Origin of the sequence: Baekduia sp. (assembly GCF_035685985.1) — a bacterium.
GTDB lineage: Bacteria > Actinomycetota > Thermoleophilia > Solirubrobacterales > Solirubrobacteraceae > Baekduia.
Genome location: NZ_DASRZV010000029.1, coordinates 160,541 through 177,132 on the forward strand (window position 1 = coordinate 160,541; position 16,592 = coordinate 177,132).

Here is a 16,592-nt window from a genome sequence, read left to right on the forward strand (position 1 = left end):
GATGCGCTGCCGTATCTCCGTCGACATCGGAGGCACCTTCACCGACCTGGTGCTCGCCGAGGCGACGGGCACGATCCACGTCGGCAAGGCGCCGACCAAGCATGCGCGCGTGTTCGAGGGCATCTGGGACGCGCTGCGCATGGTGGCCGAGAAGCTCGACATGCCCGCGGCGAACCTGCTGCGGGACTGCGAGGCGTTCGTGTACGCGTCGACGCGCGCCACCAACGCGATCCTCGAGGGCAAGACGGCGCGCACCGCGCTGCTCACCACCGAGGGGTTCCCGGACACCCTCGTGCTTCGCGAGGGCGGCAAGCAGGCGGCGTTCGACTTCCGGACGCCGTACCCGGAGCCCTATGTCCCGCGCCGGCTGACGTTCGAGATCCGTGAGCGGATCACCTCGGAGGGCGAGGTCGCCGTGCCGCTCGACGAGCAGCGGTCGCGCACGACGCTGCGGGGGCTCGCCGCGCGGCGGATCGAGGCGATCGCCGTGTGCCTGCTCTGGTCGCCGGTCAACGCCGAGCACGAGATCGCGCTCGGACGTCTCATCGATGAGGAGCTGCCAGGGGTTCCGTACACCCTGTCGCACCAGCTCAACCCGATCCTCCGTGAGTATCGCCGCGCCTCGTCGACGGCGATCGACGCCTCCCTGAAGCCGCTGATGGAGGATCACCTGCGCGGCCTGGAGGCCGACCTCGTCGACGCGGGCTTCGCGGGCCGGCTGCTGGCGGCCGTCTCGTCGGGTGGGGTGACGCCGTTCGACGAGCTCATGCGCCGGCCGATCTACAGCGTGCGCTCGGGCCCGGCGCTCGCGCCCGTCGCCGGACAGGCGGAGGTGGCCGCCGACGGAGCGGACGGCGACCTCATCGTCTGCGACACCGGAGGGACGAGCTTCGACGTGAGCGTCGTGCGCGACGGTCGCATCAAGCTCACGCGCGAGACCTGGCTGGGCGAGCGGTTCACCGGCCACCTGACGGGCCTCTCCTCGGTCGATGCGCGCAGCATCGGCGCGGGCGGCGGGTCGATCGCGTGGATCGACGCCGGCGGGCTGCTCCGGGTCGGACCTCAGAGCGCGGGCTCGGAGCCCGGGCCGGCGTGCTACGGACGCGGCGGGACCCTGCCCACCGTGACCGACGCGGCGGCGGTGGTGGGGTACCTCGACCCGGACTTCTTCCTGGGCGGGCGCATGCGCCTCGACCTCGACACGGCACGCGCGGCGCTGGGCGAGCTGGCGATCGCCTTGGACCGCTCGATCGAGGAGACGGCGATCGCGATCCTCGCCGTGGCCAACGAGCACATGGTCGGGGCGATCCAGGACATCACGGTCAACGAGGGCATCGATCCTCGCGAGTCGCTGGTCGTCGCCGGCGGCGGGGCGGCGGGCATGAACATCGTGAAGATCGCTCGCGAGCTCGGGTGCCGGCGGGTCTTCGTGCCGCGCGCCGCCGGTGCGCTGAGCGCGGTCGGAGCGCACCACTCGGACCTCGTCAGCGAGGTCAGCGTGAGCGAGTACGCGCGATCCGACATCCCGGACCTGGAGACCCTCAACGCCCGGCTCGCGGAGCTCGACGCGTCGCTCGACGCGTTGCAGCGCGACCTCGGTGGGCGCGGCGTGTCCCGCTTCGACCGGGCCTTCAGCGTCGAGGCCCGCTACCTCAACCAGATCTGGGAGCTGCAGATCCCGGTGGCGGATCGCCGTCTCGACGAGGCGGCCGTCGAGCGCCTGGTCGAGGGGTTCCACGAGGAGCACGAGCGCGTGTTCGCGGTGCGCGACGGCGGAGCCGCCGTCGAGTTCATGCTCTGGCGCGGTCGGCTGATCGGTGAGCGTGGCCGCTCGGTCCTGACCATGGGCCGCGACCCTGGCGCGAACGGGCACGGCACCCGCCCGGTCTTCTTCGCGGACGCCGGCCTCCTGCCCGCGACGATCGTGCACGGGCCCTCGGCGCCGCTGGGGTCCGTCATCGAGGGCCCGGCCGTGATCGAGGAGCCCACGACCACGGTGGTGGTCTACCCGGACAGCCGTGCGACGGTCACGGACGAAGGCAACTACATGATCGAGGTGGACTGAGATGGCGCACGCGATGGCCGACCGCGCGGGAACGCCTGAGGTGGAGGACCGCTTCGACCCGGTGCTCATGGCCGTGCTCGCCAACCGCTTCGACGCGATCGTGCGCGAGATGACCAACACGCTGCTGCGGGCGGGGCGCTCGACCGTCCTCGCCGTGGCGCGCGACTTCTCCTGCTCGATCGTGACGGCCGAGGACGAGCTGCTGGCCGGCGCCGAGGGCCTCCCGGTGCACATGTTCAGCTCGCACCTGCAGACCGAGGTCATGTCGAAGCTGCACGACGACGTCGCCGACGGCGACGCGTTCTTGGACAACGATCCGTACCTGGCGGGAACGCACCACGCCGATCACACGCTGCTCGTCCCCGTGTTCGTCGACGGCGTCCACCTGTTCACGACGGTCGCCAAGGCGCACCAGGCGGACTGCGGCAACAGCACGGCGACGACGTTCACCCCACGCCCGAGGGACCTCTACCAGGAGGGGGCCCTCAGCTTCCCCTGCGTGCGCATCCAGCGCGACCGCCGCGACGTCGAGGACATCATCCGCATGTGCCGCCGACGGATCCGGGTCCCGGACCAGTGGTACGGCGACTACCTGGCGTCGCTCGGGGCCGCCCGCGTCGGCGAGCGGCGTCTGCAGGAGCTGGTCCGGCGCTACGGCGTGGACACGATCCGGGAGTTCACCTCGGCGTGGTTCGACTACTCGGAGCGTCGCATGGCGGCGGCGATCCGCTCGCTGCCGCACGGCACCGTCCGGGCGAGCGGACGGCACGATCCGGTCGATGAGCTTCCGGACGGCGTGCCGATCAACGTCGAGGTCCAGGTCGACGCCGACCAGGGCCGCGTGACGATCGACCTCCGCGACAACGTCGACTGCGTCCCGGCCGGGCTCAACCAGAGCAGGGCGACGGCCACCAACAACGCGATGACGGGGCTCTTCAACGTCCTCGAGCCCGACCTGCCGCACAACGCCGGGAGCTTTCGGCGCGTCGAGGTCCTGCTGCGCGAGAACTGCGTCGTCGGGATCCCGGTGCACCCGGCGTCGTGCTCCGCCGCCACCACGAACATCGGCGACCGGTTGGTCGGCATCATCCAGTCGGCCTTCGCCCAGTACGGGCTCGGCCACGGCCTGGCTCAGAGCGGCGGGAGCCAGAACCTCAGCGCGGCCATGTTGTACGGGAACGACGCCCGGCGCGGCGGCGAGCCGTTCGTGAACATGATCGTGGTGAGCAACCACGGTGGGCCGGCGTCCCCGCACTGCGACGGGTGGCTGACGTTCGCCACGCCGGTGTGCGCCGGGCTGCTGTACCGCGACTCGATCGAGATCGACGAGCTCCGATACCCGATCCACTTCGAGTCGCTGCGTCTCGTCGAGGACTCCGGCGGCGCGGGGCGGTTCCGGGGCGGCGCGGCCGGGACGGTCAAGTACACCGCCAAGAACGAGCCGATCGACTACGAGTGGGCGATCGACTGGGCGGTCAACCCGGCGCAAGGCGTCCTCGGCGGCCATACCGGGCAGATCGCCGGCGCTCGGAAGATCGCCCCCGACGGCGAGGTCGTCGACCTCCCGCAGTTCGGCGGCGGACGGCTCGAGCCTGGGCAGTGGCTGGTCTCGATCGACGCGGGCGGCTGCGGGTACGGCGACCCGCTCGACCGGGAGCCGGCGCTCGTGCTGCACGACGTGCTCGAGCGCTGGGTCTCGCGCGCCGCGGCCGAGGAGATCTACGGCTGCGCGTTCACCGGGTCGGTCGACGACGAGACGCTCGCCGTGGACGAGGCGGGCACGACCGAGCGGCGAAGCCAGATGCGAGAACGGCGGTGACCGAGGCTCGCGGTCCGGGCCGGCCGAGGGGCCGGCACGGACCGCGCATGAACGTCGGGGACCTGCTCGGCCTGCCGGGCGCGCACGCCAGGGCGCTGGCGGGCGAGCAGGGCCTCGGGCGGCGGGTCGCGTGGGCGCACGCGATGGAGTTCGCCCATCCCCATGAGTGGCTGGCGCGCGACGAGCTCGTGATGACGAGCGGGCTGAACCTCCCCGCCGGCGCGCGGGCGCAACGCAAGTACATCGACAACCTCGAGGGCGTGGGCGCGGCGGCGATGGTGATCCTGGACGATCGCCGAGGGCCGCCGCTGACCAACGAGCTGCTCGCGCGGGCGGACGAGCTGGGCTTCCCGGTGCTCGAGGTCACGTCGCCCGCGGCGTTCCCGGCGATCGCCAAGGCCGTGGCCGAGGCAGGTCGCGGCGCCGCGGCCGACGCGCTGCTCGCCGCGGAGCAGATGTACAACGCCCTGCGCGCGGCGACCGTGGCGAACGTCGCCGGCGGGTGCCTCATCGCCGACGTCGCGGCGTCGCACGGCTGCACCGCCGCGGTCCTGGACCGGGCCACCGGACGGGTTCTCCTGCGTGACCCCGATCGCCCGGTGGCCCCGGCGCTGATCGCCCAGGCGGCGGCCGCGGTGCGCGTGGAGCGTGAGATCCCGGCCCACGCCATCCGGGTGCGCGATGGCGATGACCATGGGCTGGCGGTGTCGCTCGCCCTCGCCGGCGGTGCGCTGCTGCTCGTGGGCCACCAGCCGGCCGACGACCCCGACCCCATCGCGATGCATCACCTGGCGACGATCGCCACCGCCGAGCACGAGCGCCTGCTCGTCGCGCGCCGGCGCGACCAGGACCGCGGCGCGGATCTGCTCGCCGCCGCGATGGACGAGGCCAAGCCGCCCGAGATCCTCGCCGTCGAGCTGGCCGCGAGCGGGATCGCCGGCCCCTACGAGGTCGCCGCGCTGGATCCCGTGCCCGGCGACCCAGGGCTGCGGGCGCTGTACTTCGCGCTGGCGGAGGAGGGCATCGCCGCGCTGACCCGGGTGGGCCCAGATCGGTGCTACGTGCTGGTCTCGGCGGACGGCGGCGCGCTGCGGGGCCTGCTCTCGCTGGTGAGCGAGACGTCCCGTGTCGGTGTCTCGGCGCCGGTCGCGGATCCGGAGCGCGTCGCGCACGCGACGCAGCAGGCGCGGTGGACGCTCAACCTCGCGCGCCAGGGCGGGGAGCGGGTGGTCCGGCACGTCGACGAGCGGCTGGCGGCGTTCGTGCCCGAGTCGCTCGACGACGCCCAGGGGATCGTCGACGCGCTGCTCGGCCGGCTGATCGCCTACGACGCGGAGAAGGAGGTCGACCTCCTGCACTCCCTGCGCACGTTCCTCGAGGAGAACCGGTCGTGGCAGCGCGCCTCGGCACGCCTGTTCGTCCACAAGCAGACGCTCGTCTACCGCATGCGCAAGGTCGAGGAGCTGACCCGGCTTCGCCTCGACGACACCGAGGACGTCACGCAGCTCTGGCTGGCGCTGCGCACGCGCGACATGCTCGGGTGACCGGTCGGGCGTTCCGTCGCGCGGACGAGACGGCGCGGTGGGTCGGGCGGCCGACGTCGCCGCCGGTCATACGATCCCACGACGGCACTCCGGAATCGCTGCCATTTCGACTGATTGCTGGCGGCGGGCACCTCACCTTAACGTCCCTTCAGGCCGTCGCCCTCCCGCTGGCATTGGGCGCGGCGGCCGACGGCGGGACGCGTCGTGCGCCCCGGTCGCACATCTGGAGGAGAGAGAGATGACAGCAAGACGTCTGACGGACGTCGGCGTCGCCGTGCTCGCGTGCGCCTTCTTGGCCGCGGGCATCTCGGCGTGTGGCAGCAGTGACGCGACGAGCACCGCCTCCGGCGGCGCGTCGTCGGGCGCGGCGCCGCAGGGCGACACCACCGCCCTGCGGAAGGCCGACAGCACGTGGGCGACCGGCACGCCGCCCGCGCGTGAGCAGGCGTTCGCGAAGGCTGACAACGGCAAGAAGGTCCGCATCGCGTACTTCGTCGCCGCGGCCGCCAATCCGTTCTGGGCGAAGACCACCGCCGCGCTGCAGGAGGTCGCCAAGGCGCGCAACGCGACGGTCAAGGTGTTCGACGGCGGCTTCGACCCCGCCAAGCAGCAGAGCCAGATGCAGGACGCGCTCACCAGCGGCCGCTACGACGCGTTCGTCGTCGTCCCGGTCGCCAACACGAACCTGATCCCGATCGCCGCGCAGGCCAAGGCGAAGAAGGTCCCCGTCGTCGTGACCGGCGACTTCCCGCTGGGCCCGAGGTTCGACACGGTCGAGCCGCAGGTGCCGGGCGTCGTGGGCGTCGCGATGACGCCACCGCAGTCCATCACCGACGCCGTCGTCGAGGGCGTGCTCCAGGCGTGCAAGGGCATCGATCCCTGCGAGATCGCGCAGATCTCCGGTGGGTTCAAGCTCCCCGTGGAGGCCAACATCTACAAGTCGCTCCAGGCCGGCGTCGCGAAGATCCCCGGCGGGAAGATCGTCGCGCGCGAGGAGGGCGGCTACCTGGTCGACCCGGCGCGGACCGCCATGCAGAACATCCTGACGGCGCACCCCGCCGTCGACGTGGTCATGACGACCTCGGACGCGATGGCGGCGGGCGCGGAGACCGCGATCAAGCAGGGCGGCAAGCTGGGCAAGATCAAGTTGAACGGCGACGCGGGCTCGCAGGAGGGCGTCGCGGCGGTCCGGGACGGGCGCTGGTTCATGACCGCGCTTCAGCTTCCGTACGACAACGGCCTCTACGCCGGCGACCTGGCGCTGAGGGCGGCGCGCGGGCAGACGATCGACGACACGAGCATCGACACGATCCAGAAGTCCGGGCTCGAGATCGTGGGGACGAAGGTCTCGTTGGCGAAGACACCTGACTTCTCCGGACAATGGAAGAACGGCTGACGATGCGCGACGTGGGCGGGGCCGGCACGGCCCCGCCCCTCGTCTCGCTCCGCGGGGCGCACAAGCACTTCGGCGGCGTGCGGGCCCTGCGCGACGTGAGCGTGGACATCGCCGTCGGCAGCGTGCACGCCCTCGTCGGCGAGAACGGCGCCGGCAAGTCGACGCTCGGCAAGATCGTCGGCGGCGTCCTCCAGCTCGACGGCGGGGAGCTGCGCGTCTCCGGCGAGCCGGTGCGCTTCGCCGCGCCGCGTCAGGCGCTGAGCGCGGGGATCGCCGTCATCGCCCAGGAGCTCGCGCTCGTCGGCGACGCCACGGTCCTGGAGAACGTGTTCCTCGGCATCGAGCGCCACCGGGCCTCCGTCGTCCAGCAGGCGCCGATGCGGCAGCGCTTCGCGGAGCTCCTGGAGCTCTGCGAGTTCCACGGGCTCTCCGCGGACGCGCGGGTGGGCGGCCTGAACGTCGCCGACCAGCAGAAGGTCGAGATCCTCAGGGCGATCGCGCGCGACGCGCGCCTGATCGTGATGGACGAGCCCACGGCGCGCCTGTCGGGGGACGAGGCGCTGCACCTGCGCCGGGCGATCGCGCGACTGCGCGACCGCGGGACCACCGTCGTGTACGTGTCGCACTTCCTCAGCGAGGTGCTCGCCGTCGCCGACACGGTGACGGTCCTGCGCGACGGCGGGCTCGTCGGCACGCTCCCGGCCGCCGACCTGGACGTCGACCGCCTGGCCGAGATGATGGTCGGCCGAGCGGTGCTCTTGGAGCGCGCCGCCGACCACCGGACCGACCCGCCGTCCGGCGCTCCGTGCCTCGCGGTGGAGGGGCTCGCGCGCGGCGGCCGCTTCGCGGACGTCTCGTTCGCGGTGCGCCCCGGCGAGATCCTGGCGATCACGGGCCTCGTCGGAGCCGGCCGCAGCGAGGTCGCGCACGCGATCTTCGGATCGGCGCCCGCGGACGCGGGAACCGTGTGGCTCCACGGCGAGCGCTTCGACCGGCGCTCGCCGCCCGCGTCGCTCCGCCGTGGCCTGGCGTTGGTGCCCGAGAGCCGCAAGGACCAAGGGCTGGTGATGACCGACAGCGTCCTGGAGAACATCTCGGGCGCCACGCTGGCGCGCGTCAGCGCCCACGGGATCCTGCGCAAGCGTGCCGAGCGGAGAAGGGCGCTGGAGGTCGCCGACCGCGTGGGTCTCGACCGTGGGCTGCTGACCAGGCCGGTGTCCCTGCTGTCGGGCGGCAACCAGCAGAAGGTGCTGTTCGCCAAGTGGCTGGTGGCCGAGCCCTCGGTGCTCGTCGTCGACGAGCCGACTCGCGGTGTCGACGTCGGGGCGAAGGAGTCGATCTACGAGCTGCTGCGCGGCGCCGCCCACGCCGGCGCCGGCGTCGTCGTCATCTCGTCGGAGATCGAGGAGGTCCTCAGCCTGGCCGACCGGGTGCTCGTGATGCGTCGCGGGCGGATCGTGGCCGAGCTCACCGGCGATGACATCGCGGAAGATCCGATCACGCGCGCCGGCCTCGGCGCGAGCAGCCTGCGGGAGGAAGCGGCATGATGAACACACAGGGCGTGCCGAGCGCGCGCCTGCGCGACTACGGCGTCCTGGGCACGTTCCTCGTGCTCTTCATCGGGTTGAGCGTCTCCGCCGACGCGTTCCTCACGAAGGACAATCTGATCAACATCCTTGATCAGTGGGCGCCGGTCGGGATCGTCGGCTGCGCGGCGACCTTGGTGATCGTCGCGGGCGGCTTCGACCTGTCCGCCGGGGCCGTCGCGGCGGTCGCGGGGATCGCCGGCACCAAGGTCGCCGCCTCCGGGAGCACCGAGCTCGGGATCCTCGCGGGCGTCGGCGTGGGCGCGGCGCTGGGGGTGCTCAACGGCGTCCTGGTGACCGCGGGACGCGTCAACTCGTTCATCGGGACGCTCGCCTCCAGCATCGTGCTGCGCGGCGTCGCGCTCACCGCCACGGGAGGCGCGCTCATCACCGTCAGCGACCCGAGCTTCACCAAGCTCGGGCTGGGGCGGCTCCTGGGCGTCCCCTACACCGTGTGGATCCTCGCGGCGTTCTTCGCGCTGACCTGGTTCGCGCTGTCCTCGACGACCTTCGGCCGCTACGTCCGAGCGGTCGGTGGCAACGCCGAGGCCGCGCGCCTCTCCGGCGTGCGGGTCAACCTCGTCCGCGCCTCGGCGTTCGTGATCTCGGGCGTCGCGGCGGGGGTCGCGGGCATGATCCTCGCGTCGCGCGGCGGCACCGCCCAGCCCGACGCGGCCACGGGCCTCGAGCTGACGGCCATCGCCGCGGTGGTCATCGGTGGCACGAGCATCGCCGGCGGCCGCGGCGCCGTCTGGCGGACGATGGTCGGCCTGCTCATCCTCGCCCTGATCGGCAACGGGTTCACGCTGCTCGGGCTCGACAACACCTACCAGCAGATCGTGCAGGGCGCGATCATCATCGGCGCCGTCATGCTCGACGCGTGGCTCCGACGACCGGGGACGTGATGCCACGGGCACCGGGCCCGGGGCGGCGCCGGAGCATGACCGTGCGGGAGCTGGTGGCCACGCCGCATCTCAGGACGCGCGTGCTGGCGGGCGAGGCGGGAACCGGCCGGACGATCAGCTGGGCGCACGTGTACGACGGCCCGGCGCCGTGGGAATGGCTCGGCGAAGGCGAGCTGGTGATGGCGAGCGGGCTGGGCATCCCCGCGCAGGCGCGGGCCCAGCGCGCGTTCGTCGAGCGCTTGGACGAGGCCGGGGCCACCGGGCTGACGATCTCCGAGCACCACCTCGGTCCGCCCGTGACCGGCGAGATGCTGGCCGCGGCGGACCGCCTGGGGTTCCCGCTGCTCGAGACGGCGTGGGAGGTCTCCTACGGCGCGCTGGCGCGTGCCGTCGCGGACGTGGGACACCGGGCGGCGATCGCGCTGGCGAGCACCGAGCGGATCTACAGCGCCCTCCACGCCGCGACGCTGGCCGACCGGTCCGGGGGCCGGCTCATCGCGGAGGTCGCGGCCTCCCAGCACTGCACCGCCGCCGTGCTGGACCGGGACAGCGGACGGATCCTGATGAGCGATCCTGACCGGCGGGTGCCGGCGCCGTTGATCGCCGCGGTCGCCGCCTCGTCACGGGGGGAGCGCCGCCGCCGGCCGGCGCCGACCGACGTCGTCGCCGGAGGCGATCGCGGCGTGGTCGTCCCGCTGGCGCTGCCCCGGGACGCGATCCTGGTGGTGGCGCACAGCGGAGGCGACGAGCCCGATCCGGTCGTGCTGCGCCACCTGGCCACCGTCGTGATGGCAGAGCACGAGCGGAGCGTCTCCTGCCGCCGCCGCGAGCAGGACCGCGGCGCCGAGGTGCTCACGCGCGCGCTGACCGCGTCGGTGCCGCCCGCCGTGGTCGCCGCGGAGGTCGCCGAGCGAGGGCTCGACGGTCCGCTGTGCCTGGTCACCATCGACCGCGCCGCCACCGACCCGGACCTCCGCGATCTCTACTTCCTGCTCGCGGAGGCCGGCGTGCCGGCGCTCACCGCGCTCGGCCGCGCGCAGGCCAGCGTCGTCCTGCCCTCCGGTGCCGAGCCGGTCGGCCTGCTGCTGGGCATGCTCGACGAGGAGCAGCACGCCGGCGTCTCGGAGCCGTTCGCGGACTGCGGCGAGCTGGCGCACGCCGCGCGACAGGCGCGATGGACGCTGAGCCTCGCCCGGGTGACCGGGCGGCGCGTCGTCCGTCACGCCGACCATCGGCTCGCCGCGTTCCTGCCGCAGGCGCGCGAGGACGCGCGCTCCGTGACCGAGCGGATCCTCGGGCCGCTGGCCGAGTACGACGGCAAGGGCGTCGAGCTGGTCTCCTCCCTGCGCGCGTTCCTGGAGGAGAACCGGTCGTGGCAGCGGGCGGCGGCCCGGCTGCGGGTGCACAAGCAGACGCTGGTCTATCGCATGCGCCGCGTCGAGGAGCTGACCGGGCTGCACCTCGACCGCACCGAGGACGTCTCCCAGCTCTGGCTCGCGCTGCGAACGCGCGACCTGCTCGGGTGAGCGCCGCCGATCGCGTCAGACGATCGAACGAGGGATGGCTCACGCGGCTGGGACCTTCGCCCAATTCCGGTCGTCCCGGCGCGAACGTACGGTCGCGACTGGCAACCGAACGGGAGGCGAAGCATGCGAGGACGGAGGGGGCGCACCGCCACGCCGGCCACCACGAGCCGCCGGAGCGGACCTTCGGCCGAGCGGGGGCCCGGCACGCGGAACCGCCGTCGCCTGACGGTGCGGGAGCTGGTGGCGATCCCCCACCTCGGGACGCGCGTGCTCGCCGGCGAGGCCGGGCTGGATCGCGAGATCTCGTGGGCCCGGGTGGTCGACCACACCGAGCCGTGGATCTGGATGGAGCACGACGAGCTCGTGCTCACCTCGGGGCCGACGCTGGTCGCGGGGGCGCGAGCGCAGGGGGAGTACCTCGCGCGGCTCGCCGAAGGGGGCGCGGCGGCGCTGTCGGTCGGCGAGCACCACCTGGGCCCGCGACTGACGACCCAGATGCTGGCGACGGCGGACCGGCTGGCCTTCCCCTTGCTGGAGACCGCTTGGGAGGTCCCCTGGGCGGCGCTGGCCCGCACCGTGTCCGACGCCGGCCGGGACGAGGCCGTGGTCGCCCTGGCCGCCGTCGAGCGGGTGTACAGCGCGCTGCGCGCCGCGACGCTCGCGGGCCTCGCGGGCGGACGGCTCATCGCCGAGGTCGCCGCCTCGCAGAACTGCGTCGCCGCGGTCCTGGACCGGGCCAAGGGCCGGATCGTCCTCCAGGATCCGCGGCGGCCCGTGTCGCCGCGGATCCACCAGCGCGCGCAGCGGGCGCTGGGGCGGCCGGGACCGCAGGGGCTCCCGGCACACCCGCGCTTCACGGCCGGCGGGCAGCGCGGCATCCTCCTGCCGCTGCCGCACGACCGAGAGGCGATGCTCCTGGTGGAGCACACCGGCCGGCGCGACCCCGGCCCGATCGTCCTGCGGCATCTGACGACGGTCGCCTCGGGCGAGCTCGCTCAATCCCTCGTCAGCCGCCGCCGCGAGCAGGAGCGCGGGGCGGACCTCCTGGAGCGCGTGCTCGCGCAGCGCTTGCCTCCGGAGCTGGCCGGCCCCGAGCTCGCCGAGCTGGGGCTCCGGGACCACCTGCAGGTGGCCGCGATCGACCCGCCGGTCGACGGGGCGCTGCTGGCCGCGACGCACTGGACCCTCGCCGAGGCCGGGGTCCCGATGCTGGCGACCGCCGATGGCGATGGCGCGCTGGTGCTCCTGCCCGCGACGTCGCGCTCGCTGGACGCCCTGCTCGACGCGCTCCCCGCGCGCGCCCGGCTCGGGGTCTCCGACCCCGCGGACTCCGCCCTGCGCCTGGGCGAGCTGGTCCATCAGGCGCGCTGGGCGCTCAGCGTCGCGCGCGCCTCGGGAGCGCGCGTGGTCCACCACGAGGACCAGGTGGTCACGGCGTTCCTGCCCCGGAGCGTCGAGGACGCCGGGTTCGTGGTGGAGCAGCTGCTCGGCCCGCTCGAGGCGCACGACGCCGACGGCCGCCCCATGGACCTCCTGCACTCGCTGCGGACGTTCTTGGAGGAGAACCGGTCGTGGCAGCGCGCGGCCACGCGCCTGTTCGTGCACAAGCAGACGCTCGTGCATCGCATGAAGCGCGTCGAGCAGCTGACCGGATTGCGGCTGGACAGCACCGAGGACGTGGCGCAGCTGTGGCTCGCCCTGCGCACGCGGGACATGGTGCGAAGCCGTCGTACGATCGACTGACGACGTCGATCGAGCGCTGCGGCTTCGACGCATTGTCGGCGCCCTGTGGCACGCCCTAGGTTCACCGGCAGGTCGTCGACGACGGCGGCCTCGTGAGGAAAGGATCTGCTGTGCCTGCACCTGCCGTGCGCCTGGCCGTCGATACCGGCGGCACGTTCACCGATCTCGTCGTCGAGGACGCCGAGGGCGTTCTCGAGGTCTACAAGAGCCCGACGGTCCCCGCGGATCCGGTCCAGGGAGTCCTCGACGTCGTCGCCCACGCGGCGCAGGAGCGTGGCGTCACCACGGACCAGCTGCTCGGTGAGTCGAAGTTGTTCATCTACGGCACGACCCACGCGATCAACGCGATCCTGACCGGGCGCACGGCGAAGACCGCCCTCCTGGTCAGCGAGGGCCATCGCGACATCCTGCTGCTGCGCGAGGGCGGGCGGATCGAGCCGTTCGACACGACGCGCCCGTACCCGAAGCCCTACATCCCTCGCGCGCTGACCTTCGGCGTGCCGGAGCGCATCGGCTCCGAGGGCGAGGTCGTGCTCGACCTCGACGAGGCGGCGGTGATCGACGTCCTCGGGACCCTGCGCGAGGAGGGCGTCGAGGCGATCGCCGTCTCGCTGCTGTGGTCGTTCGTCAACGACGCGCACGAGCGGCGGATCGGCGAGCTGATCGAGGAGCACCTCCCGGGCGTGCCCTACACGCTGTCGTCGAAGCTCAACCCGATCATCCGCGAGTACCGGCGCACCTCCTCGACGGCCATCGACGCGTCGCTGAAGCCGCTGATGGCCGAGCACATGGGCAGCCTCAGCTCCCGTCTGCAGGCCGCCGGCTTCTCCGGCCGCCTGCTGGTCATCGCCTCCAGCGGCGGCGCGCTCGACGCCGCCGACATCGCCGAGGCTCCCATCCACTGCCTGAACTCCGGGCCGTCGATGGCGCCGATCGCCGGCCGCTACTACGCGCAGCGCGACTGCGGGCGCAGCAGCGCGATCGTGGCCGACACGGGCGGCACGAGCTACGACGTCAGCCTGATCCGCAAGGGCCAGATCCCGCGCAGCTCGGAGACCTGGCTCGGCGAGGAGTGGTTCGGCCACATGACCGGCTTCCCGTCGGTCGACGTCAAGAGCATCGGGGCCGGCGGCGGAAGCATCGCGTCGGTCGACTCCGGCGGGCTGCTGCACGTGGGCCCCGCGAGCGCGGGGTCCGACCCGGGGCCGGTCTGCTACCGCCGCGGCGGCACGATGCCGACGCTCACCGACGCCTGCGTGGTGCTCGGCTACATCGACCCCGAGTACTTCGCCGGGGGCCGGATCAAGCTCGACGTCGAGGCGGCCCGCGAGGCGATCGACCGGGAGGTCGCGAGCAAGCTCGGGATCTCCGTCGACGAGGCGGCCGAGGCCGTCGTCCGCGTCTCGACCGAGAACATGGTCGGGATCATCGAGGACATCACGATCGACCAGGGCGTCGACCCTCGCGGGGCGCTGCTGGTCGGCGGAGGCGGGGCCGCGGGGCTCAACTCGGTGGGCATCGCGCGCCGCCTGGGCTGCAAGACGCTGCTCGTGCCCGAGACCGGGGCGGCGCTGAGCGCGGCCGGGGCCCTGATGTCCGACCTCTCCGCGGACTTCTCCGGCACGTTCATGACGAGCTCCAAGGGGTTCGACTTCGACGGGCTCAACGCGGCGCTCGCCACGCTCGAGGCGCGCGGCGCGGAGTTCGCCTCCGGCCCCGGGGCCGACGCGATCGCGGTGCGCTACGAGTACTACGCCGAGGCGCGCTACGAGAACCAGGTCTGGGACCTGGAGCTGCGGCTCCCGGACGATCGCGTCGAGGACGAGGACGGGCTCGCCCGGCTGGTGGAGAGCTTCCACCACCTGCACCGCGACGTGTTCGCCATCGCCGAGCCTGAGACGCCGGTCACCATCAACCGCCTGCGCGTGCGGGTCAACTGCCGTCTCCGCGACGCGCCGCCACAGGTGACGATCGCCGAGGCCGAGCGCCTGCGCGGGACGCGCGAGGTGCACTTCCCCGACACCGGCCGGACCCAGGTCCCGGTCGTCCACGTCGCCGCGCTCGGAGTCGGCGAGGTGATCGACGGTCCGGTGATCGTCGAGTCGCCGGTGACGACGGTCGTCGTGAACCCCGGCGCCACCGCCACCCGCACCGAGGGCGGCGGCCTGTCCATCGACGTCAGCGCCGGGCGCTGACCCGCGGAGCTGACCGACATGAGCACCACCGAGAGCACCACGACCGCGCCGCCCACCGTCGACGGCGTCCGACTGGCGATCCTGACCAACCGGTTCCAGGGCATCGTCCGGAAGATGACCAACACGCTGTTCCGCACCGCGCGGTCCGGCGTGATCAGCAACGCGAAGGACTTCTCGTGTTGCATCGTCACCGCCGAGCACGAGCTGCTCGTCGCGGCCGAGAGCCTGCCGATCCACGTGATGTCCGGCCCGGACCTCATCAGCCGGCACATCGCCGAGTGGCATCCGGAGATGCGCCGCGGCGACGCGTTCCTCCACAACTCGCCCTACCACGGCAACTCGCACGCCGGGGACCACTGCCTGCTGGTGCCGATCATCGACGACGAGGGCAACCACCGGTTCTCGGCGATCGTCAAGGCCCACCTCGCCGACATCGGCAACTCCCAGCCGAGCACGATCGTCCCGACGGTCCGCGACGTCTACGAGGAGGGCGCGCTGATCTTCCCGGGCGTGCAGGTCCAGCGCGACTACCGCGACATCGACGACATCATCAGGATGTGCGAGGTCCGGATCCGCGTGCCGGACTTCTGGCGCGGCGACTTCAACGGCATGGTCGGCGCCGCCCGCATCGCCGAGCGCGAGGTGATGCAGCTCGCGGAGGAGGTCGGCTGGGAGGCGCTCGGGCAGTACGTCGGCGAATGGTTCGACTACTCCGAGCACCGGATGGTCGAGGCCATCCGCGCGATCCCGCGGGGCACGGCCACGGCCGAGACCGCGCACGACCCGTTCGGCGAGTTCCCCGAGGTGCGCGTCAAGGCGACGGTGACCGTCGCCCACGACGATCCGAAGATCACCGTCGACCTGCGGGACAACCCGGACTGCCTGCCGTTCGGGATGAACCTGACCGAGGCGACGGCGCGGACCACCGCGATGGTGGGCACGTTCATGAGCATCGACGCGTCGGTGCCCCCGAACGCGGGCAGCGCCCGGCGCCTCGACATCCTCCTGCGGGACGGGTGCGTGGTGGGCAAGCCGGCGCACCCGTTCTCCTGCTCGGGCGCCACGACCAACATCGCCGACCGCGCGACCAACGCCGTGCAGATGGCGTTCGCCGAGCTGGGCGACAACACGGGGCTCGCGGAGATCGGCGGCGTCATGCCGCCCGCCGCGCCGGTCGTCTCGGGCAAGGACCCGCGCAAGGGCGACGCGCCGTTCGTGGACATGTTGATCATGGGCATGACCGGCGGTGCCGGCGCGCCGGAGGCCGACGCCTGGCTGACCGCCGTGCACGCCGGCAACAACGGCGCGATCCGTCGCAACAGCACCGAGGCCACCGAGCTGCTGCTGCCGCTCCGGATCTGGGTCGACGAGATCGCGCCGGACACCGAAGGGGCCGGCCGGCACCGCGGAGCGCCCGGCAACCTCGTCGAGTGGAGCCCGAACAACACGCGCGTCGAGGCGATGTGGATCTCCGACGGCACGGTGAACCCGGCGCGCGGCGTGCGCGGCGGCCAGGACGGCCATCTGGGCGACCAGTGGATCCGCGAGGCCGACGGCGAGCTGGCTCACACGGCGGCCTTCAACCGCCTGTGGGTCGAGGCCGACCAGCGCGTCGTCTCGCTGTCGCCGGGTGGCGGCGGCTACGGGTCCCCGCTCGAGCGCGATCCCGAGGCGGTGGCGCAGGACGTGCGCGAGGGCTGGGTCACCGCCGACCGCGCGCGTGAGACCTACGGCGTGGTCGTGGCCTCGGACGGCGTCGTCGACGAGGCTGCGACCGGCGCACGGCGCGCCGAGGCGGGTCGCCGGTAGCCCG

10 protein-coding genes are annotated in these 16,592 nt (G+C 73.0%); all 10 read left to right on the plus strand.

The genetic code is table 11. The features are described from left to right. Position 1: 1 nt before the first annotated feature. The 10 genes from VFG42_RS20005 (at position 2) to VFG42_RS20050 (ending at position 16,588) form a co-directional block, all read left to right on the plus strand. On the plus strand, positions 2-2,065 hold the full coding sequence (locus VFG42_RS20005) for a hydantoinase/oxoprolinase family protein (RefSeq protein ID WP_324910558.1): 2,064 nt from the start codon (positions 2-4) through the stop codon (positions 2,063-2,065). A 1-nt stretch (position 2,066) separates the two neighbouring features. Next, positions 2,067-3,884, plus strand: coding sequence for a hydantoinase B/oxoprolinase family protein (locus tag VFG42_RS20010; protein ID WP_324910559.1), 1,818 nt, complete (start codon positions 2,067-2,069; stop codon positions 3,882-3,884). A 47-nt stretch (positions 3,885-3,931) separates the two neighbouring features. Then, positions 3,932-5,428, plus strand: a complete 1,497-nt coding sequence (locus tag VFG42_RS20015) for a PucR family transcriptional regulator (protein ID WP_324910560.1) — start codon at positions 3,932-3,934, stop codon at positions 5,426-5,428. A gap of 238 nt (positions 5,429-5,666) precedes the next feature. Next, positions 5,667-6,824 carry a sugar ABC transporter substrate-binding protein gene (locus VFG42_RS20020; RefSeq protein WP_324910561.1) on the plus strand — a complete coding sequence of 386 codons (1,158 nt, stop codon included), beginning with the start codon at positions 5,667-5,669 and terminating at the stop codon, positions 6,822-6,824. After that, positions 6,809-8,371 (plus strand): sugar ABC transporter ATP-binding protein, encoded by a 1,563-nt coding sequence (locus VFG42_RS20025; RefSeq protein ID WP_324910562.1) that lies wholly within the window; start codon positions 6,809-6,811, stop codon positions 8,369-8,371. The genes VFG42_RS20020 and VFG42_RS20025 overlap by 16 nt, the downstream gene beginning before the upstream one ends. Further along, positions 8,368-9,315, plus strand: a complete 948-nt coding sequence (locus VFG42_RS20030; protein ID WP_324910563.1) for an ABC transporter permease — start codon at positions 8,368-8,370, stop codon at positions 9,313-9,315. The genes VFG42_RS20025 and VFG42_RS20030 overlap by 4 nt, the downstream gene beginning before the upstream one ends. Positions 9,316-9,356: 41 nt before the next feature. Beyond that, a complete protein-coding gene (locus VFG42_RS20035) occupies positions 9,357-10,841 on the plus strand; it encodes a PucR family transcriptional regulator (RefSeq protein WP_324910564.1) in 1,485 nt (494 codons plus the stop codon). 240 nt (positions 10,842-11,081) lie between these two features. Continuing rightward, on the plus strand, positions 11,082-12,584 hold the full coding sequence (locus tag VFG42_RS20040; protein WP_324910565.1) for a PucR family transcriptional regulator: 1,503 nt from the start codon (positions 11,082-11,084) through the stop codon (positions 12,582-12,584). Positions 12,585-12,694: 110 nt separating this feature from the next. Then, on the plus strand, positions 12,695-14,779 hold the full coding sequence (locus VFG42_RS20045) for a hydantoinase/oxoprolinase family protein (protein ID WP_324910566.1): 2,085 nt from the start codon (positions 12,695-12,697) through the stop codon (positions 14,777-14,779). Positions 14,780-14,797: 18 nt separating this feature from the next. Further along, on the plus strand, positions 14,798-16,588 hold the full coding sequence (locus tag VFG42_RS20050) for a hydantoinase B/oxoprolinase family protein (protein WP_324910567.1): 1,791 nt from the start codon (positions 14,798-14,800) through the stop codon (positions 16,586-16,588). Positions 16,589-16,592 lie beyond the last annotated feature (4 nt).

Excerpts from the sequence above, each read along its gene's own strand:
- VFG42_RS20010 (WP_324910559.1), top strand. The coding sequence starts at position 2,067 with ATGGCGCACGCGATGGCCGACCGCGCGGGAACGCCTGAGGTGGAGGAC.
- VFG42_RS20015 (WP_324910560.1), top strand. The coding sequence starts at position 3,932 with ATGAACGTCGGGGACCTGCTCGGCCTGCCGGGCGCGCACGCCAGGGCG.
- VFG42_RS20050 (WP_324910567.1), top strand. The coding sequence starts at position 14,798 with ATGAGCACCACCGAGAGCACCACGACCGCGCCGCCCACCGTCGACGGC.
- VFG42_RS20025 (WP_324910562.1), top strand. The coding sequence starts at position 6,809 with ATGGAAGAACGGCTGACGATGCGCGACGTGGGCGGGGCCGGCACGGCC.
- VFG42_RS20030 (WP_324910563.1), top strand. The coding sequence starts at position 8,368 with ATGATGAACACACAGGGCGTGCCGAGCGCGCGCCTGCGCGACTACGGC.
- VFG42_RS20005 (WP_324910558.1), top strand. The coding sequence starts at position 2 with ATGCGCTGCCGTATCTCCGTCGACATCGGAGGCACCTTCACCGACCTG.
- VFG42_RS20020 (WP_324910561.1), top strand. The coding sequence starts at position 5,667 with ATGACAGCAAGACGTCTGACGGACGTCGGCGTCGCCGTGCTCGCGTGC.